The 18035-nt window shown below is 62.3% G+C and carries 17 protein-coding genes; 1 reads left to right on the top strand and 16 read right to left on the bottom strand.

Annotation, left to right across the window (positions count from 1 at the left end; all coding sequences use genetic code 11):
* Window positions 1-15: 15 nt before the first annotated feature.
* From catA to CCOS864_RS00700, 11 genes are all read right to left on the bottom strand, one after another.
* Window positions 16-948, bottom strand: coding sequence for a catechol 1,2-dioxygenase (gene catA / locus CCOS864_RS00750; RefSeq protein ID WP_115084598.1), 933 nt, complete (start codon window positions 946-948; stop codon window positions 16-18).
* Window positions 949-987: 39 nt separating this feature from the next.
* A complete protein-coding gene (gene catC, locus CCOS864_RS00745) occupies window positions 988-1278 on the bottom strand; it encodes a muconolactone Delta-isomerase (RefSeq protein ID WP_115084596.1) in 291 nt (96 codons plus the stop codon).
* A 15-nt stretch (window positions 1279-1293) separates the two neighbouring features.
* Window positions 1294-2415 (bottom strand): muconate cycloisomerase family protein, encoded by a 1122-nt coding sequence (locus tag CCOS864_RS00740; protein ID WP_115084594.1) that lies wholly within the window; start codon window positions 2413-2415, stop codon window positions 1294-1296.
* A 19-nt stretch (window positions 2416-2434) separates the two neighbouring features.
* Complete coding sequence (locus CCOS864_RS00735; protein WP_115084592.1) at window positions 2435-3193, bottom strand: 1,6-dihydroxycyclohexa-2,4-diene-1-carboxylate dehydrogenase; 759 nt, start codon at window positions 3191-3193, stop codon at window positions 2435-2437.
* Between the two features lie 65 nt (window positions 3194-3258).
* Complete coding sequence (gene benC / locus CCOS864_RS00730; protein WP_115084590.1) at window positions 3259-4269, bottom strand: benzoate 1,2-dioxygenase electron transfer component BenC; 1011 nt, start codon at window positions 4267-4269, stop codon at window positions 3259-3261.
* A gap of 25 nt (window positions 4270-4294) precedes the next feature.
* Window positions 4295-4783: a benzoate 1,2-dioxygenase small subunit gene (gene benB, locus CCOS864_RS00725; protein ID WP_115084589.1), complete on the bottom strand. Its 489-nt coding sequence runs from the start codon at window positions 4781-4783 to the stop codon at window positions 4295-4297.
* Window positions 4780-6138 carry a benzoate 1,2-dioxygenase large subunit gene (gene benA / locus CCOS864_RS00720; RefSeq protein ID WP_115084587.1) on the bottom strand — a complete coding sequence of 453 codons (1359 nt, stop codon included), beginning with the start codon at window positions 6136-6138 and terminating at the stop codon, window positions 4780-4782. Before benA ends, benB begins: the two co-directional genes overlap by 4 nt.
* Window positions 6139-6244: 106 nt before the next feature.
* On the bottom strand, window positions 6245-7201 hold the full coding sequence (locus tag CCOS864_RS00715; protein ID WP_115084997.1) for an AraC family transcriptional regulator: 957 nt from the start codon (window positions 7199-7201) through the stop codon (window positions 6245-6247).
* Window positions 7202-7386: 185 nt separating this feature from the next.
* Window positions 7387-8640 carry an OprD family porin gene (locus CCOS864_RS00710; protein ID WP_115084586.1) on the bottom strand — a complete coding sequence of 418 codons (1254 nt, stop codon included), beginning with the start codon at window positions 8638-8640 and terminating at the stop codon, window positions 7387-7389.
* Window positions 8641-8787: 147 nt separating this feature from the next.
* Window positions 8788-10119, bottom strand: a complete 1332-nt coding sequence (locus CCOS864_RS00705) for an aromatic acid/H+ symport family MFS transporter (RefSeq protein WP_115084584.1) — start codon at window positions 10117-10119, stop codon at window positions 8788-8790.
* A 161-nt stretch (window positions 10120-10280) separates the two neighbouring features.
* Window positions 10281-11237, bottom strand: coding sequence for an AraC family transcriptional regulator (locus CCOS864_RS00700; protein ID WP_115084583.1), 957 nt, complete (start codon window positions 11235-11237; stop codon window positions 10281-10283).
* 130 nt (window positions 11238-11367) lie between these two features.
* Between CCOS864_RS00700 and CCOS864_RS00695 the strand changes: the two genes are divergently transcribed.
* A complete protein-coding gene (locus tag CCOS864_RS00695; RefSeq protein WP_115084581.1) occupies window positions 11368-12252 on the top strand; it encodes a LysR family transcriptional regulator in 885 nt (294 codons plus the stop codon).
* An 18-nt stretch (window positions 12253-12270) separates the two neighbouring features.
* Here CCOS864_RS00695 and hcnC read toward each other — a convergent pair whose 3' ends face one another.
* From hcnC to CCOS864_RS00670, 5 genes are all read right to left on the bottom strand, one after another.
* The gene (hcnC, locus tag CCOS864_RS00690) at window positions 12271-13527 is read right to left on the bottom strand and encodes a cyanide-forming glycine dehydrogenase subunit HcnC (RefSeq protein ID WP_115084579.1); all 1257 of its coding nucleotides are present in this window, start codon (window positions 13525-13527) and stop codon (window positions 12271-12273) included.
* Between the two features lie 3 nt (window positions 13528-13530).
* The gene (hcnB, locus tag CCOS864_RS00685) at window positions 13531-14925 is read right to left on the bottom strand and encodes a cyanide-forming glycine dehydrogenase subunit HcnB (protein ID WP_115084577.1); all 1395 of its coding nucleotides are present in this window, start codon (window positions 14923-14925) and stop codon (window positions 13531-13533) included.
* Window positions 14922-15236 carry a cyanide-forming glycine dehydrogenase subunit HcnA gene (gene hcnA, locus CCOS864_RS00680; RefSeq protein WP_115084576.1) on the bottom strand — a complete coding sequence of 105 codons (315 nt, stop codon included), beginning with the start codon at window positions 15234-15236 and terminating at the stop codon, window positions 14922-14924. The genes hcnB and hcnA overlap by 4 nt, the downstream gene beginning before the upstream one ends.
* 161 nt (window positions 15237-15397) lie before the next feature.
* A complete protein-coding gene (glmS, locus tag CCOS864_RS00675) occupies window positions 15398-17233 on the bottom strand; it encodes a glutamine--fructose-6-phosphate transaminase (isomerizing) (protein WP_115084574.1) in 1836 nt (611 codons plus the stop codon).
* Window positions 17233-18012, bottom strand: a complete 780-nt coding sequence (locus CCOS864_RS00670) for a DeoR/GlpR family DNA-binding transcription regulator (RefSeq protein WP_115084572.1) — start codon at window positions 18010-18012, stop codon at window positions 17233-17235. Before CCOS864_RS00670 ends, glmS begins: the two co-directional genes overlap by 1 nt.
* Window positions 18013-18035 lie beyond the last annotated feature (23 nt).

The raw sequence follows: 18035 nt of genomic DNA, 5'->3' as shown, positions 1-18035 counted from the left end.
GGATTCAACCCGGCCTCAAACGTCCTGCAACGCCCGCGGCCGCTGGCTGCGCTGCTCACTGGCAGGCTTGGGCGCACTCAACAGCTGGAAGTCAAAGTCCATCTCGGCAAAGCGCCCCTCCACACCACGAACATCGGCCGCCGCCGCATCCTCGACAAAGCGCAACTCGCCAATCAACCCGTCACGGGTGGCGTAGGCGAAGTCATCCCACAGGTACTCATCGCCCGCCAGGTTGATCTGGGTGGTCAGGTGCCGGTAGCCAGGGGCCGAGATGAAGAAGTGGATATGCGCTGGGCGATTGCCGTGACGACCGAGCTGAGTGAGCAACTCCTGGGTCGGCCCGTCCGCAGGGCAACCGTAGCCCGACGGCACGATACTGCGGGCGCGGTAGCGGCCTTCGGCGTCGGTAACGATGCGCCGGCGCAGGTTGAACTCGGACTGCGTGCTGTCGAAATACGAGTAGGTGCCCTGAGTGTTGGCATGCCACAGGTCGACCACGGCGCCAGCTACCGGCTGGCCCTGTTCATCCAGCACGCGGCCCTGGAGGAACATCACCGTGCCCGGGTCACGGCCATCGTCCATACGCACTTCGCCTTCGGCCAGCGGTGCGCCCGCCACATACAACGGGCCTTCGATGGTCCGCGGGGTGCCGCCACTGATGCCGGCTTCGGCATCCTGGGCGTCCAGCTGCAGGTCCAGGTAATGCTCGACGCCGAGCCCGGCAACCAGCAGCCCGGCTTCCTGGCGCGAGCCGAGGCGGTTGAGGTAGTCGACCGCCTTCCAGAACTCGTCGGGGGTCACTTGCAGGTCTTCGATGAGGCGCGCTACATCGTTGACGATGCGCTGGGTCAGCAGCTTCAGGCGCGGGCTGCCCTGGTCGTTGTGCAGGCCACTGACTTCTTCGAAGAATTTCTGGATATCGGCAGTGTGAGCAATCTTCACGGTCATGACGGGTTACCTCGAATTGTTGTTATCGGCGCTCGTTGTTCAGCGGTCGTCGCTGTGGATCGATGACGGGTGGCGGCACAGGCCGTCGACTTCGATGTCCATGTAGGGGAACAACGGCAGTTGCATCAGGGTGTCGTGCAGGGCTTCGACGCTGGGCAGGTCGAACACGCTGTAGTTGGCGTAATGCCCGGCGATGCGCCACAGGTGGCGCCAACTGCCTTCGCGCTGCAGACGCTGGGCCAGTTCCTTCTCGTCGGCCTTGAGCTGCGCGGCTTTGGCCGGGTCCATGTCCAGGGGCAATTTCACGGTCATTTTCACGTGGAACAACATGGCGTCTCTCCTTGCTTACGTGCGGCTGAAGAACGCCAGGCGCTCTTCGTCCAGGGTCAGGCCAAGGCCGGGAGTGCGGGGTACCTGCAGGGCGAAGTCGCGGTACACCGGCGCATCGACCACGATTTCTTCAGTCAGCAGCAGTGGGCCGAACAGCTCGGTATGCCAGGTCAGCTGGTTGAGGGTGACGAAGGCATGGGCGGCAGCCAGGGTGCCGATCGAGCCTTCGAGCATGGTCCCGCCGTACAGGGCGATACCGGCGGCTTCGGCAATTTGCGCGGTACGCAGCACAGCGCGTGGGCCACCGTTCTTGGCGATCTTCAGGGCGAAGATGCTGGCGGCGCCGTCAGCCGCGAGGCTGAAGGCATCCTCGACGCTTTCGATTGATTCATCAGCCATGATCGGTGCCGGGCTGCGCTGGTTCAGGCGCACCAGGCCGGCACGGTTGATGCGCGAGATCGGTTGCTCGATCAGGTCGATGCCGTTGTCGCCCAGCACCTGGCAGGCGCGGATCGCCTGGGACTCGTCCCAGTACTGATTGACGTCGACGCGCACGCTGGCACGCTCGCCCAGTGCCCGCTTGATCGCGATGACATGGCGCAGGTCATGGGCCACTTCGTTGGCGCCGATCTTCAGCTTGAAGATCCGGTGACGGCGCAGGTCGAGCATCTGCTCGGCCTCGGCGATGTCGCCCCCGGTGTCGCCGCTGGCCAGGGTCCAGGCCACTTCCAGGCTGTCGCGTACACGCCCGCCGAGCAGCTCGCTGACCGCCAGGCCCTGGCGTTTGCCTTGAGCATCGAGCAAGGCACTTTCGATTCCCGAGCGGGCAAAGGTATTGCCCTTGATCACCTTGTCCAGGCGCTGCATGGCGGCGTTGATGTTGCTGGCATCCAGGCCGGTCAGCAGCGGCGCGAAATAGCTGTCGATATTCTGCTTGATGCTTTCCGGGCTTTCGTTGCCGTAGGCCAGGCCACCGATGGTGGTGGCTTCGCCGAGGCCTTCGATACCGTCGCTGCACTGCAGGCGGATGATCACCAGGGTTTGCTTCTGCATGGTGTGCATCGCCAGCTTGTGCGGGCGAATGGTTGGCAAGTCGACGATCAGGGTCGAGATGCGCTCAATCAGGGGATGACTCATCAAGGTTCTCCAGGGGCACTCAACCGAGGTCGCCGCCGCCGACCGGCAGCACCGTGCCGGTGATGTAAGAGGCTTCGTCGCTAGCGAGGAAGAGGATTGCGCCAACCTGTTCATCGAGGTTGCCGTAGCGTTTCATCAGGCTGCTGTCGAGGGTCTGATCGACGATCTGCTGGTACCAGACTTTCTCCTCGGCGCTCTGCTCGGCACTGTTGCGCGGTACCCGCCGTGGCGGTGCGTCGGTGCCGCCGGGCGCCGTGGCGTTGACCCGCACTCCGCGTCCGGCGGTTTCAAAGGCCAGGCAGGCAGTCAGTGCATTGACGCCACCCTTGGCCGCGCCATAGGGCACGCGATTGATGCTGCGAGTAGCGATCGAGGAGACATTGACGATCGCCCCACTGCCCTGCTCAAGCATGTAGGGCAGCGCCGCATGGCAGCACCACAGCGTGGGAAACAGCGAGCGGCGCACTTCCGCTTCGATCTGCGCCGCTTCGTAGTGCTCGAACGGCTTGGCCCAGAGGGTGCCGCCAACGTTGTTGACCAGCACATCGAGGCGGCCGAAATGCTCCACCGCAGCGGCCATCACTCGGCTGCACTCGCTGTGCTGTTCAAGATCGGCGGTCAAACTCAGCACGCCCTCGCCTTGCAGTTCATGCACCAGCTCCGAGCGATCCACGGCCACCAGCGTCGCGCCTTCTGCAAGCAGACGCTCGCACAGACGACGGCCGATCCCCTGCGCCGCGCCGGTAACCAGCGCGACCTTGTTGGTGAATCTGTTCATGACAACCTCGAATAAAAAAGGGACCGACCGTACCCGCACGATGCGCCCGGCCCCATAAAACGGCTTCAGGCAGCGGCGGCGGCGAATTTTTCGTAGTAGAAGTTCGCCGGGGTGATGCCCTGTTCGCGGATGTACTGGCTGACCGCCTCAACCATCGGTGGCGGCCCGCACAGGTACACATCGACATCGCCTTCGTTGAGGTGGTGCGGCTCGATGTGCTGGGTGACATAGCCCTTGAGCGGATGCTGGCTCTCGGGGTTGGCTACGCAGGCGCCAAAGCTGAAATTCGGGATGCGCGCAGCAAAGGCCTGCAGGCGGTCCAGCTCGACCAGGTCGAAGTCGTTGGTGACGCCGTAGATCAGGTGCAGCGGATGCTCGCTGCCCTCTTCGGCGATTTTCTCCAGCATCGCGGTGAACGGCGCCAGCCCGGTACCACCGGCCAGCAACAACAACGGCCGACGGATCTCGCGCAGGTAGAAACTGCCCAGCGGGCCGGCCAGGGTCATGCTGTCGCCCGCCTTGGCAAGACCGGTAAGAAAGCTGCTCATCAAGCCGCCCGGCACGTTGCGGATCAGAAAGCTGACCTCACCGTCCTTTTGCAACGAGCTGAAGGAATAGGCGCGAGTATGCTCACTGCCGGGCACGCCGAGGTTGACGTACTGCCCCGGCAAAAAAGCCAGACGGCTCAGGGCCTCGCCCTTGATCGACAGGGCAATGGTGCTGTCGGACAACTGGCGCACGGCGCTGATGCTGGCCTGATAGCTGGCCTGCTCGGTCTTGCACAGTTGCGACGAAGCCGGCACACGCACCACGCAATCGCTCTCGGCGCGCATCTGGCAGGTCAGCACATAGCCCTGGGCGGCTTCTTCCTCGCTCAAGGCGTCTTCGATGTATTCCTGACCGAGGTCGTAACGGCCAGCTTCGGCGAAACACTTACAGGTACCGCAGGCGCCGTCGCGGCAATCCAGCGGAATGTTGATGCCCTGGCGGTAAGCGGCATCGGCCACGCTTTCGTCAGCGGTGGCGTCGATGAAACGGGTGACCCCGTCCTCGAAATTCAAGGCGATCTTGTGCATGGCGCACCTCGCAGCAAAGCAGGATTCAGATGTGATAAACGTCGATGACCTGACGCACGTAGTCGTTCTTGAGCACTACCTTCTTGGCCTTGATCAGCGGCCGTTCGCCACGGATATCGAGGGTGTAGAAGCTGGTGCCGAAGTGGCTGTCGACGGTCTTGTAGCGAAAGCTCAGGGTGTGCCAGTTGAAGCGCACCTTGCACAGGCCTTCGCCCTGCTCCAGCAGCTCGATATTGCTGATGTTGTGCGAGGTCCGGGTGTCGGGCATGGTCGCGCTGGAGCGTTCGGTCTTGATCCGGAACACCCGGTCTTCCAGGCCACCACGGTTGCCGTACCAGATCAGCGAGATTTCCCGTTGCGGGTCTTCGGTGAGCTGGTCGTTATCGTCCCAGGCCGGCATCCAGAAGGTGGCGTCGGCGGCGTAGCACTCCAGCCACTGGTCCCACTGGCTGTCGTCCAGGTAGCGTGCTTCTTCAAAGAGAAAGTCGCGCACTTGCTCGAAGGAAATGCTCATTGCACGGCCTCCACGGGGATCAACTGCTGGTCGGCGGCGAGGGCCTTGAGCATGGTTTCCTGCCAGTACTTGTGTTGCAGCACGAACAGGCCTTCGTCTTCGGTGCGCACGCCGCTCAGTTGCGGATGCAGGTCGATTTCCTGCGCGGCGGCATCGGCGCCTTCGACCCAATGGGTGGCACCACGGGACATGTCGTTCCAGCCCCGCCCGCCCTGATAGCCCATCTGGCAGGAGCGGAATTCTTCCAGGTCATCCGGGGTGGCCATGCCACTGACGTTGAAGAAGTCTTCGTACTGGCGAATACGCTGGGCTCGCGCCTCGTCGCTCTCGCCCTTGGGGGCGATGCAATAGATAGTGATCTCGGTCTTGTCCACGGCGATCGGCCGAGCGATGCGGATCTGCGAGCTGAACTGGTCCATCAGGTACACGTTCGGGTACAGGCACAGGTTGCGCGAGTTCTCGATCATCCAGTTGGCGCGAGCCTGGCCGAAGTCAGCCGCCAGTTCGTCACGGCGCTCGAACAGCGGCCGGTCCTCGGGGTTGGCCCAGCGAGTCCAGAGCAGCAGATGGCCCTTGTCGAAGGAATAGAAACCACCACCGCTCTTGGCCCAGCCGCCCGCGCTCATGGTCTTGACCTCATCACCGGCTTCACGCTGCTTGCGCTGGTTCTGGGTAGCGGCGTAGTTCCAGTGCACGGCGCTGACGTGGTAACCATCGGCGCCGTTTTCAGCGGTCAGCTTCCAGTTGCCTTCGTAGATGTACGAGGACGAACCGCGCAGCACTTCCAGGCCATCGGCCGACTGGTCGACGATCATGTCGATGATCTTCGCCGACTCACCCAGGTGCTCCACCAAGGGCACCACGTCCGGGTTGAGGCTGGCGAACAGGAAGCCGCGGTAGGACTCGAAACGGGCGACCTTGGTCAGGTCGTGGGAGCCTTCGCAGTTGAAGCTGGCCGGGTAGCCGGCGTCGACCGGATCCTTGACCTTGAGCAGCTTGCCGGAGTTGTTGAAGGTCCAGCCGTGGAACGGGCAGGTGTAGGACGAGCGGTTACCGCTCTTGTGTCGGCAAAGCATCGCACCGCGATGGCTGCAGGCATTGAGGAAGGCATTGAGCACCCCATCCTTGTTGCGCGCGATGAAGATCGGCTGGCGCCCCATGGTGGTGGTGAGGAAGTCGTTCTTTTCAGGAATCTGGCTTTCGTGGGCAAGGTACAGCCAGTTGCCCTCGAAGATATGTTTCATTTCCAGATCGAACAGACGGGGGTCGGTGAACATCTCGCGCTTGCAGCGAAAGACGCCCTTCTCCTGATCTTCTTCAAGCAGGGAATTAAGGTAATCGAATCCCAGGGACATGGCCGGGGCCTCCGTTGTTATTGTGTTCAGGCCATGTCAGGTTAGGGAGCGAGGGGCACGGTAAATATCCGCTTTGTGCAGACCTTTATCCGTTTTCTGCAAAGTGTCAGAGGCGGCGCTTGAGGGTGTCGGAGGGCAGTTCGCCGAATAACGACTTGTAGTGTTCAGAGAAACGCCCGAGGTGGACGAAGCCATAGTCCATGGCCAGCTCGGTAATGTTGCGCACCTTGCAGTCGGGGTCGCTGAGGCTGGCGCGGATGCGTTCGAGTTTCTGCTGGCGGATGTACAGCTTGGGCGTGGTGCGAGCGTTGCGCTCGAACAAGGCATACAGCGAGCGCAGGCTCATGCTCGCCTGCTGCGCCAGCTGTTCGCTGCAGATGTCCTGCTTGAGGTTGGCATTGATGTACTCGGCAATCCGCTCGAAGGATGCCGCCTGGCTGCTCAGGGCTTCACGGCTGACGTTGGTGTGCATCAGGGTCAGCAGCTTGCTGGCGACGATCTGGCTGTAGTGCTCCTGCACCCGCAGCATCGGCTCGTTGCTTTCGGCCTCCTGGCAGACCATCGCCAGCAGCCCGGCAAAGCCTTCCAGCGCCAACAGCTGGTAGTGATGATCGAGAAAGCGCACACCTTCGCTGGGGCGCTGCCAGCGTTGCTCGTCGCACACTGATTCGAGCAGGCGGGTGGGCAGCTTGAGGATGAACTTCTCGCAATCCGCGGAATAGGCCAGGTCGACCGGTTCGTCGGGGTTGATCAGCAGCAGCCCGCCGGGGGTCAGCAGACGCTCTTCACGGCCACGGCGCCAGAGGCAGTGGCCACGCAGCAGGATCTGCAGGTGAAAGACGTTCTCCAGCGCTGGCGACATCACCCGCACATCGCCGCCGTAGCTGATCCGGCACAGGTCGAGGCTGGCGAACTTGCGATGGTTGAGGTACGCCTCCGGATGCCCGTAGCGCGGCAGGCGAATGCAATGGGGGCCGACATGCTGGTTGACGTAGGTCGACACCGCATGAGGGTCTGCACGCTCGAACACCCGGCTGCGTTCGCTGAGCAGGGGACTGTCCATACCCATATCGGCCATACCAGCCATACCAGGTCACTCGTTGTAGTTATGCGGCCAGTCTAAGCGATAGCACTGGCCGGCGAGCAACCTGGGGATGGACGGTGTGTTTCCAAAAGCATCGCTGGCAAGCCAGCTCCCACAGAGTTACCCACAACCCCGGTAGGAGCGGGCTTGCCCCGCGATATGGCCTACAACAACGTCCAGGTGTAACTCAGGATCACCCGGTTCTCATCAATGTCCGAACGGTAATTGGACCGTGCCATGGCATTGCGCAGCCGTATCCCCAGCCCTCTGAGCAACCCGCTCTGCACCGCATAGCCAAGGTCAAGATCGCGCTCATGTTCCTTGCCCTCGAAGCCCAGCCCGGTATCGACGTTATTGCCCTTAAGGTAACGCACGGTGGCAGTCAAACCCGGTATGCCCATGGCCACGAAGTCATAGTCATAACGTACCTGCCAGGAACGCTCATCGGTGTAGGAGAATTCATAGGTTGGCACTTCGTTGCCCAGCGGCGAGATGTTCGGGAACACCCGCGGGAAGGCATCGTCACCATAGATTGCCTGGTAGCCGACGCTGAAGGTGTGCCCGCCACGCTTGGCCGACAGCAGCGAATAGAACGCCCGGTTGTCGACATCACCAAGGCGCGCATCGCCCTGCTCCCTGGCGGTGAAGTAACCGAGGTTGGCGCCCAGGGTCCAGTCGCCCAGGGGCTGGCTGTGCTTCAAGCCCACGAAGCCTTGTTGATAGATATCTTCGAGGCGCCCGTACCAGAGGCTGGCGGTGGTGCGATTGGCGTTGAAGCTGTAGTCGCCACCGGCATAGTTGAAGGCATCGCTGTCGGCCTGGCGCTGGGGCAAGTGGCCGAGCATGGCGATCATTTTCTCGTCCCCGGCTTCGTTGCGCAGGCTGGTAGAACTCAGGTGGCCGGCCTGCAGGGTCAGGCCGGTTATCTCGGCCGAGGTCAGGCTGACGCCCTGGTAGGTTGGTGGCAGCAGGCGCGAGTCGTTGTATTGCAGGATGGGCAGATTGGTTTGCAGCTCGCCGACTTTCAGCTCGGTCTTCGAATAGCGCATTTTCAGCGTGGCGCCGACCCGGCTGTACTCATCGGCAGCGCGGCCATCGTCCTGCACCGGCAGCAAACCGGTGCCGGTGCGATCCGGGCTGCTGTCGAGCTTGAGGCCGAGCAGGCCAATGGCATCGACGCCCACCCCCAAGGGGCCCGGGGTATAACCGGACTTGAAGTTGAAGATAAAGCCCTGGCCCCATTCCTCAGCCTTTGATTGCTGGTTGGCACCGACAATGCCGGAAAAGTCGCGGCTGAAGTAGTAGTTACGCGCTTGCAGGGTAGCGCTGGCGTCCTTGATAAAACCCGGCTCGGCGGCATTGGCGCAGAAACTCAGGGCGCAGAGAAACAGCAACCCGCAGTGTGGGAAGTTGGTCATGGTAGTGGTGCTCTTGTTATTGTTGTTTTGGCTTGTAAATTTGTGGCGCCTGCATCGCTGGCAAGGCCAGCTCCCACAAGAACGCTATGTACTCCGACCACTGTGGGAGCTGGCTTTGCCAGCGATAGGGCCAACGCGGTTATTTGGCTATGCCGCTGACTGCAACGCCGCCCTGCCCCTGGCAGCACCACGCCCGGCAAACACCATCATCGCCACCGCCGCTACCGCCCCCGGCAGCGCAAAGGCCATGAAATTCAGCGCCAGCGGCAGCTGAATCCCCAGCAGCATCCCACCCAGGATCGGCCCGATAATCGCCCCGCTGCGACCGATACCCGATGCCCAACCCAATCCCGTCGAACGGATCCCCATGGGGTAGTACTGGGCTACACAGGCATAGGCGAGAATCTGCGTGCCGATGGTGGTCGCGCCGGCAATGGCGATCAGCAGGTACAAGACCGGCGTCGGGCTCTTGAAGCCGAGCAGGCTGATCGACAACGCCGCCACGGCGAAGAACACCACCAGCACCCGATCGAGCTTGAAGCGGTCACCAATCCAGCCGCCGCCGACCGCACCGAAGATCGCGCCGAAGTTCAGCACCAGCAAAAACGCCAGGCTCGAGCCCAGGCCGTAGCCGGCGTTGTTCATCAGCTTGGGCAGCCAGGAATTGAGGGCATAGACCATCAACAAGCAGCAGAAAAACGCGACCCAGAGCATCAACGTACTCAGCGCTCGCCCTTCGCGAAACAGCTGCGGTACCGAGCCACCGGCTTGAGTGCCGGTCACCACCTCCAGACGATCACCCGCTTGTGGCTGATAGCTCGGCTCGACCCGCTGCAGCAACTGGCTGGCCTGTTCGGTACGACCCTGGCGCACCAGAAACCCCAGGGACTCGGGCAGGTAACGCAGGATCAGCGGTAGCACCAGCAAGGGGATGATCGCCACATAGAACACCGACTGCCAACCGAAGGCCGGCAACAGCACGATGCCCAACCCGGCGGAGAGCATGCCGCCCACCGAGTAGCCACTGAACATGATCGCCACCAGGGTGCTGCGCATGCGTTTGGGCGCATATTCGTTCATCAGCGCCACCACGTTGGGCATCACCCCGCCGATCCCTAGCCCTGCCAGAAAGCGACAGAGGCCGAACTCGGCAGGGTTGCGGGCAAAGCCGTTGAGCACGGTAAAGCCGCTGAACAGGATCACGCAGAGGGTGATGGCCTTCTTGCGCCCGATCCGATCCGACAGCGGGCCGAACACCAGGGCGCCGAACATCATGCCGAACAGCGCATAGCTGCCCAGGGCACCGGCCTGCAGCGGGGTCATGCCCCACTCCTGCATCAAGGCCGGCAGCACCACGCCGTAGATGACCAGGTCGTAACCGTCGAAGATGATGATCAGCGCACACCAGAACAGCACACGCCAGTGAAAGGAATTGAACTTCGCCTGATCGATCAGGCTATTGATATCGATCGCTCGCATGAGGCGCGTCTCTTTTGTTGTTGTTATCGAAACCTGAATGGCGATACCTGCCGGGCGCGGGGCCGGGCAGTGTTCGCAAGGTCAGGTTAGGAGCAGCAGCAAGGCGCCAATAGCCGTTTCCTGCGAATCGCTATCCAGATTGCGCAGGGGCCGATGAGCGTTCAGCGGTGGCGTTTGAAGGTAACCGAAGGCAGCTCGCCGAAGCGCTGGCGATAGCTTTCGGCGAAGCGGCCCAGGTGCAGGAAGCCGTAGTCCAGGGCGATTTCGGTGACATTGCGGACCGGGCTGGAGGGGTCCTGCAGGGCCGCGTGAATCCGCTCGAGCTTGCGCTGGCGCACATACCCCTTGGGTGACAGGCCGGCGTGACGCTCGAACAGTGTATACAACGAACGCTCGCTGACCCGCGCCACCGTCATCAACTGGCTGACCCCGATATCCTGATGCAGGTTGACGTCGATATAGGCCACCAGCTGTTCGAACGAGTGGGTCTGCAACCCCGGCTCGCAACGATCGATGTTGTTGCCCAAAAGGCTCAGCAACTTGCTGGCGACGATGCGCCCGTAATGCTCCTGCACCTGCGGCAGCGACTGGGTGGATTCGGCTTCGTCACACACCAGCCCGATCAGGCCGATAAACCCCGCCAGCGCGCCAGTGGCATGACGCGCGCTGGTGAAGCGGATACCGCCTTCGGGCAGTTGCCAGCGCTGTTCCAGACAAGCCTGTTCGAGCAGGTTGGCCGGCAACTTGAGGATGAATTTTTCGCAATCGGCCGAGTAGGTGAGGTCAACCGGATCGTCCGGATTGATCAGCAGCAGCTCGCCGGGCACATAGTGATGCTCATCGCCGCGACAGCTTGAATGGCAGTGCCCTTTGAGCAAGATCTGCAGGTGATACAGGGTGCCCAGCGCCGGTGAAGTAATCCGCGCCCTGCCCCCATAGCTCAGGCGGCACAGGTCGAGGCTGGCAAACTTGCGATGGTTGATGCTCGCCTGCAGGTCACCGCTGCGCGGCAGGCGCAGGCTGTGGCCGCCAACGTGCTGGTTGACGTAGTCGGACACCGCATAAGGGTCGGCATGCTGGAACACACGGCTGCGCTCGCTCAACAGTTGGCTGCTCATGGGCTGGCCTCATTGTTATGGTCGTACGACGATATCCACAGGGTCTGGTTATCCACAAGGCAGCAGCTTGCGCCAGTGCCTGCAGGCAGTCCAATATCCGTTGGGTAGGCAACCATACCCTGGAGGTATCATGGAATTGCGTCATCTGCGCTACTTCCGGGTGCTCGCGCAAACCCTCAATTTCACCCGCGCCGCCGAGCAACTGCACATTGCCCAGCCGCCCTTGAGCCGGCAGATCCGTCAGCTGGAAGAAACCCTCGGCGTCGAACTGCTGGAGCGTGGCAGGCCCCTGCGCCTGACCGAAGCCGGTCGGTTTTTCCACGAGCAGAGCGCTGCCTTGCTCGACCAGCTCGAACAGATCGCCGAAGGCACCCGGCGCATCGCCAACAGTGAACGGCAGTGGCTGCGAATCGGCTTTGCGCCGTCGACGCTCTATGATTTGCTACCCGAATTGATCCGCCAGCTGCGGCGCAATGAGGAAATGGAGCTGGGCCTGCAGGAAATGATCACCCTGCAGCAGGTCGAGGCACTCAAGGCCGGGCGCATCGATGTCGGCTTTGGCCGCATCCACATCAAGGATCCAGCCATCGAACAGGTGTTGCTGCGCGAGGAACCGTTAGTCGTTGCCCTGCCCTGCGGGCACCCTTTGCTCGGCCAGCCCCTGGACCTCAAACGCCTGGCCGACGAGCCTTTCGTGCTCTACCCCGCCAACCCGCGGCCGAGCTACGCCGATCACATCATGGCGCTGTTTACCGCCCAGGGTGTGAACATCAAGGTAATCCAGTGGACCAACGAACTGCAGACCGCGCTGGGCCTGGTTGCTGCTGGCCTGGGGATAACGTTGGTGCCAGCGTCCGTGCAAAGCCAGCATCGCGCCGACATTGTTTATGCACCACTGTCAGAAAAAACCGCAGTGTCACCGATCATACTCAGTCGCCGGGCTGGGGATAACTCGCCACAGGTCCGGCAGTGCTTGAGTTTGGTGGCACAGATGAATACCGGCCCCCAGGGCTGAAGGCCGGTTTATCCACAATCAGGCCAGGGCAGCCTGCTTGTTTTCCACAGCAAGCAAGTCAAAACGCTCGGCCAGGAATGGAGTGATATCCAGCGGCAGGGCTTCCTGATGCACGACCTTGTCGATCAGCACCCCGGTGATGGCCGAAGTGAGGATGCCGGTGCGAAAGTGTCCACAGGCATTCAGGTAACCACTGACTTCCGTGACCGGCCCCAAAATCGGTAGTTCGTCCGGCGAGCCCGGGCGCAGGCCGGCCCACGTGCGTTTCAGGTTGATCTGCGCCAGCTCCGGTACACAGCGAACCGCACCCTGAACCAGGCCGTTGATTTCCGGGAAGGTGTTGCTGACGTCGAAGCCTTTGTCCTCGGTGGTGCTGCCGATCAGGATCTCGCCGTTGTCCTTCTGCGCCATGTAGCAATCGCTGGTGGTCAGGCAGCCTTGCAGCAGCTTGGGCATGCGCTCGGTGAGGATGATCTGGCCTTTGACCGGCTTGACCGGAATCCGCAGGCCGGTGGCCCATTCGCTCAAGTCTGCGGCCCAGGCGCCAGCGGCGTTGATCAGGGTATCGCAGTGAAAGGTGCCCTCTTCTGCGGTTTGCACACCGCTGACCCGCGAGCCCTGGTGCAGCACGCCGGTGATGTTGGTGTTGTGGAACAGGTCGACGCCGTTCTGGCGCGCCGCTTCCATATAGGAATCGGCCAGGCGGAACGGGCTGACCTGGTGATCGCAAAGGAACTCCAGAGCGCCATGGGCCTGATGGCTGACTGCCGGCTCCGCCTGGCGCAGGGCCTCGCGGTCGAGCCAGCGTACCTGGTCGGCCAGGTGCGGAATCTGCGCGACGATGTGTTCGGCGTACAGGCGGTCTTCATCGTCGTAGATCACGTACTTGAGGCCGGTGCGCTCGAACTTGAAGTCCATGCCGTGGCGGTCGATCAGCTCGCGGTGCAGCTGTGGATAAAGTGCGTTGGACTGCAAGGCAAAGTCGAAGAACGACTGCGGCAGGATATGCGGCGTGCTCGAATCCACCGCCACTGCCGCGCCATGGGCTTCGCGCTTGTGCTTGGCCGACATCATGCGAAAGAAGATTACCCCGCAGCCCAGGCCCACCGACTCGCCGATTGCCCACAGGCCGCCCGCCGAGGCGCGGGTGGCATTGCCCGGGCGCTTGGCATCGATCAGGGCGATTTTCAGGTTTTTGCGTTTGGACAGCTGGTAGGCGCAGGACGCACCGATCACGCCGCCACCGGCGATGACCACATCATAGGTTCTGTTCATGCTTCAGGCTTCCGTGCCGAGTTGCTGGAATGCAGAGAATGGAATCGGGTCGATCGGGAAACGCGGGCGCAGCCAGCCTACGTCGGCGCGCCCGGTGGCTTCGCGCAGGCGATCGCTGCAGTAGCCGACGCACATGCGCCCCTGGCAGTCGCCCATACTGACCCGGGTGCGCATCTTCAGCCCGGCCATGTCTTCGACACCCTGCTCCAGGGCGCGGTCGATGTCGCTGCGGGTCACGTGTTCGCAGCGGCAGATCACCGTGTCGGGCTGCGGCAGGTCAATCTGCTTGGTGCCGCGGTGGGTGTAGCGTTCTACGCCAGCGCGAAAGCGCTTGATTGCCGCCAGTTGGCCGAGGTACTTCTCGCGCAATTCGATGGCCTGTTCAGCGTTGAGCACTTCGCGCTGCAGCAGGATCGAGACGGCGGCGATGCGCCCGGTGAGCATTGCCGCTTCGCCACCACGGATGCCGCCCATGTCGCCAGCCAGGTGGATATGCGCCTGGCTGCTTTGCTGCCAGACGTTGCTTTCCGGGCGCAGGTAGCCATCTTCGTTGAAGCCGTGGTCCAGACCCAGTTGCTGGCTGAGTTGCGTGCGCGGGATAAAGCCGTAGCCCACCGCCAGGGTTTGCGCCGGTTCGCGTTGAGCGCGGGAGAGGTCTGGTTGCCAATCGTCACCGTAGGGTGCCACGGTCACTTCAGCCAGTTCGCCCTCGCCCTTGGCTTCAACGACGCCCCAGCCGTAGTACATGGGGATGCCATTGAGTTTCATGTAGCCGAGCATGCTCAGGCCATCGAGGAACAGTTGCGGCTTGTTCATCAGCGCCAGGCTTTCACGGGCGATCTTGCTGAACGGGCAGGCTTCATAGACACCGGCGACTTTCGCCCCGGCCGCGTGCAGTTGGCAGGCCACCAGCGGCAACAACGGCCCGGTACCGGCGATCACGGTACTGCCCAGGGGTTTGACCACGCCGCTCTTGATCTGCAGTTGCAGCCCGCCGAGCAGCATGACGCCAGGCAAGGTCCAACCGGCGAAGGGGACGTTGCGCTCATGGCAACCGGCCGACAGCAGCAGGTGGGAATAGTCGATCTCGTGTAGGGTTTCTTCGGCATCGAGCACCATCAGGCGCTGCTCGTCACCACCCAACACGCGGCTGTTCAGGCGCAGGTCGATACGATCGCCGCAGGCGGCAAAATCCTTGTGCAGTTTCTTCAGCGCCTTGCTGTAGCGGGCGCCCAGGTAACCCAGGTCGACGCCGCTGCGCAGCGGCCCGCGAAAGACCACGCCACCCGGACGCGAGGCTTCATCGAACAACAGGCTGGAAACACCGTGGTTGGCCAGCTCGATCGCCGCCGCCATACCCGCCGAACCACCCCCGACAATCACTGGACGCAGGCTCATGGTGCCTCCTGCCTGGCAAAGCGGTTGGTCCCGGTTTCGACCTGCATACCCGGCTGCACCACAGTCTGGCAGGCGCGGCGCTTGGGCCGGCCGTTGATCGACACCAGGCAGCAATGGCAGACACCCATGCCGCAGAAAGCGCCGGTCAGTTGATCGTGATCGTTGCGCGCCACCTGGCGCAGGCCCACAGCGTTGAGCACGCTGAGCACGGTTTCACCGGCGGCGACAGCGACTGCCTGGCCGTTGAGTTCGATGGTCATGTCCGCCCGCGACAGGGGCTGGATATCAAGCTTTCGCTCCAGAGTCTGCATAGCTTTTCGTCCGTGAAAAAGAAACATGGACTGCGCACACTATGCCAAGCGCGCGCCTGGACTATTGATCCAGGCCAGCTAATGGGTCTGCTTGCCGGACAAACCGACAAAAACACAAAACCCCCGATAAACGGGGGTTGTGGGCTTGGCAGGAGCGACCGTTACTCGACAGTCACCGATTTCGCCAGGTTACGCGGCTGGTCGACGTCGGTACCCTTGAGCACCGCCACGTAGTACGACAGCAGTTGCAGCGGGATGGTGTAGAGGATCGGCGCCAGGGCATCGATGATGTGCGGCACGGCGATTACATGGGTGCCTTCGCCATTGCTCATGCCGGCCTGCTCGTCTGCGAAGACGATCAGCTCGCCACCGCGAGCGCGGACTTCCTGCAGGTTGGACTTGAGCTTTTCCAGCAGCTCGTTGTTCGGCGCCACAGTGACCACTGGCATGTCGCTGTCGACCAGCGCCAGCGGGCCGTGCTTGAGCTCGCCGGCCGGGTAGGCTTCGGCGTGAATGTAGGAGATCTCTTTGAGTTTCAGAGCACCTTCCATCGCCACCGGGAACTGCGCGCCACGACCGAGGAACAGGGTGTGGTGCTTGTCGGCGAACAGCTCGGCGGTCTTCTCGACGATCGCATCCATGGCCAGGGCTTCGCCCAGGCGGGTTGGCAGGCGACGCAGTTCTTCCACCAGCTCGGCCTCGACACCGGCGGCCAAGGTACCACGCACCTGGCCCAGGGACAGGGTCAGCAGCATCAGCGACACCAGCTGGGTGGTGAAGGCCTTGGTCGAAGCTACGCCAATTTCCGGGCCGGCCTGGGTCAGCAGGGTCAGGTCCGACTCACGCACCAGCGAACTGATGCCGACGTTGCAGATTGCCAGGCTGCCGAGGAAGCCCAGTTCCTTGGCGTTGCGCAGGGCAGCCAGGGTGTCGGCGGTTTCACCCGATTGGGAGATCGAGACGAACAGGGTGTCAGGCTGCACCACCACCTTGCGGTAGCGGAACTCGCTGGCGACTTCGACCTGGCAAGGAATACCGGCCAGGCTTTCCAGCCAGTAACGGGCAACCATACCGGCATGGTAGCTGGTGCCGCAGGCAACGATCTGCACATTGCGCACTTTGGCGAACAGCTCGGCAGCTTGCGGACCGAAAGCCTGGACCATCACGTGATCCTTGCCCAGGCGGCCTTCCAGGGTGCGTTGCACCACGGTTGGCTGCTCGTGGATTTCCTTGAGCATGAAGTGACGGTACTCGCCCTTGTCAGCCGCTTCGGCGCCTTCATGGTATTGCACGGTTTCGCGCTGGACCTGGGTGCCGGCGACGTCCCAGATGGTGACCTGTTCGCGGCGGATTTCGGCGATGTCGCCCTCTTCCAGGTACATGAAGCGGTCGGTGACCTGGCGCAGGGCCAGTTGGTCGGAAGCCAGGAAGTTCTCGCCGTGGCCCAGGCCGATGACCAGCGGGCTGCCGCTGCGGGCTGCCAACAGGCGATCAGGCTGCTTGGCGCTGATCACTGCCAGGCCATAAGCGCCGTGTAGCTGCTTGACCGCAGCCTTGAGGGCATCGGCCAGGTCAGGCAAAGATTTGAGGGTGTGAGCCAGCAGGTGAACGATCACCTCGGTATCGGTCTCGGAGCTGAATACGTAACCCAGGCCCTTGAGCTTTTCACGCAGTTCTTCGTGGTTCTCGATGATGCCGTTGTGCACCACCGCCAGTTCATGACCGGAGAAATGCGGGTGAGCATTGTGCTCGGTTGGGGCACCGTGGGTGGCCCAACGGGTATGGGCGATACCCAGGTTGCCGGCCAGCGGTTCAGCGCCGACTGCAGCTTCCAGCTCACTGACCTTGCCGATACGACGGCGGCGCTCGAGGTTGCCCTGCTGGGTGTAAACGGCCAGACCTGCGCTGTCATAGCCGCGGTACTCGAGACGCTTGAGGCCTTCGATCAGAATGGTTGTGATGTTACGTTCGGCGACGGCACCAACGATTCCACACATTAGTCATGCTCCTGGGTGATAGCGGCGCAAATCACGTTGATGCCGCGGGCTTCAATCTGTTCGCGTGCCTCGGTGGGCAGGCGATCATCAGTAATAAGGGTGTTGACGCTGCTCCACGGCAGCTCAAGGTTGGGGATCTTGCGCCCGACCTTGTCGGACTCGACCATGACGATCACTTCCCGGGCGACGTCAGCCATCACCCGGCTCAGGCCCAGCAGTTCGTTGAACGTGGTGGTGCCGCGCGCCAGGTCGATGCCGTCGGCGCCAATGAACAGTTGGTCGAAGTCGTACGAGCGTAGTACCTGCTCGGCTACCTGGCCCTGGAACGATTCCGAATGCGGGTCCCAGGTGCCACCGGTCATCAGCAGTACCGGTTCGTGTTCCAGTTCGCTGAGGGCACGGGCCACATTCAACGAGTTGGTCATCACCACCAGACCGGGTTGATGACCCAGCTCCGGGATCATCGCAGCGGTGGTGCTGCCACTGTCGATAATGATCCTTGCGTGTTCGCGAATGCGACCGACAGCGGCTTTGGCGATGGCCTGCTTATAAAGGGAGACCGGCTGGCCCTGATCAGTAAACAGTTCCTGCGGCAGAGTTACCGCACCGCCATAGCGACGCAGCAGCAGGCCGTTGGCTTCAAGGGCAGCCAGATCCTTGCGGATGGTGACTTCCGAGGTTTCGAAACGCTTGGCCAAAGCGTCGACGCTCACCTCGCCCTGCCCATTGAGCAAAGCCAGGATGTTATGACGACGTTGGGGAGTGTTACGTTTCGACATGGTGCCTTAAGTTTCGTTTCGAA

Origin of the sequence: Pseudomonas wadenswilerensis (assembly GCF_900497695.1) — a bacterium.
In the GTDB taxonomy this organism is placed as follows: Bacteria; Pseudomonadota; Gammaproteobacteria; order Pseudomonadales; family Pseudomonadaceae; genus Aquipseudomonas; species Aquipseudomonas wadenswilerensis.
Note: the sequence above shows the minus strand (reverse complement) of the source record. Positions and strands in the feature narration are given on the sequence as shown.

Bases quoted from the DNA above. Each gene is read 5' to 3' on its own strand.
- catA (WP_115084598.1), bottom strand. From the start codon at position 948: ATGACCGTGAAGATTGCTCACACTGCCGATATCCAGAAATTCTTCGAA.
- catC (WP_115084596.1), bottom strand. From the start codon at position 1,278: ATGTTGTTCCACGTGAAAATGACCGTGAAATTGCCCCTGGACATGGAC.
- CCOS864_RS00740 (WP_115084594.1), bottom strand. From the start codon at position 2,415: ATGAGTCATCCCCTGATTGAGCGCATCTCGACCCTGATCGTCGACTTG.
- CCOS864_RS00735 (WP_115084592.1), bottom strand. From the start codon at position 3,193: ATGAACAGATTCACCAACAAGGTCGCGCTGGTTACCGGCGCGGCGCAG.
- benC (WP_115084590.1), bottom strand. From the start codon at position 4,269: ATGCACAAGATCGCCTTGAATTTCGAGGACGGGGTCACCCGTTTCATC.
- benB (WP_115084589.1), bottom strand. From the start codon at position 4,783: ATGAGCATTTCCTTCGAGCAAGTGCGCGACTTTCTCTTTGAAGAAGCA.
- benA (WP_115084587.1), bottom strand. From the start codon at position 6,138: ATGTCCCTGGGATTCGATTACCTTAATTCCCTGCTTGAAGAAGATCAG.
- CCOS864_RS00715 (WP_115084997.1), bottom strand. From the start codon at position 7,201: ATGGACAGTCCCCTGCTCAGCGAACGCAGCCGGGTGTTCGAGCGTGCA.
- CCOS864_RS00710 (WP_115084586.1), bottom strand. From the start codon at position 8,640: ATGACCAACTTCCCACACTGCGGGTTGCTGTTTCTCTGCGCCCTGAGT.
- CCOS864_RS00705 (WP_115084584.1), bottom strand. From the start codon at position 10,119: ATGCGAGCGATCGATATCAATAGCCTGATCGATCAGGCGAAGTTCAAT.
- CCOS864_RS00700 (WP_115084583.1), bottom strand. From the start codon at position 11,237: ATGAGCAGCCAACTGTTGAGCGAGCGCAGCCGTGTGTTCCAGCATGCC.
- CCOS864_RS00695 (WP_115084581.1), top strand. From the start codon at position 11,368: ATGGAATTGCGTCATCTGCGCTACTTCCGGGTGCTCGCGCAAACCCTC.
- hcnC (WP_115084579.1), bottom strand. From the start codon at position 13,527: ATGAACAGAACCTATGATGTGGTCATCGCCGGTGGCGGCGTGATCGGT.
- hcnB (WP_115084577.1), bottom strand. From the start codon at position 14,925: ATGAGCCTGCGTCCAGTGATTGTCGGGGGTGGTTCGGCGGGTATGGCG.
- hcnA (WP_115084576.1), bottom strand. From the start codon at position 15,236: ATGCAGACTCTGGAGCGAAAGCTTGATATCCAGCCCCTGTCGCGGGCG.
- glmS (WP_115084574.1), bottom strand. From the start codon at position 17,233: ATGTGTGGAATCGTTGGTGCCGTCGCCGAACGTAACATCACAACCATT.
- CCOS864_RS00670 (WP_115084572.1), bottom strand. From the start codon at position 18,012: ATGTCGAAACGTAACACTCCCCAACGTCGTCATAACATCCTGGCTTTG.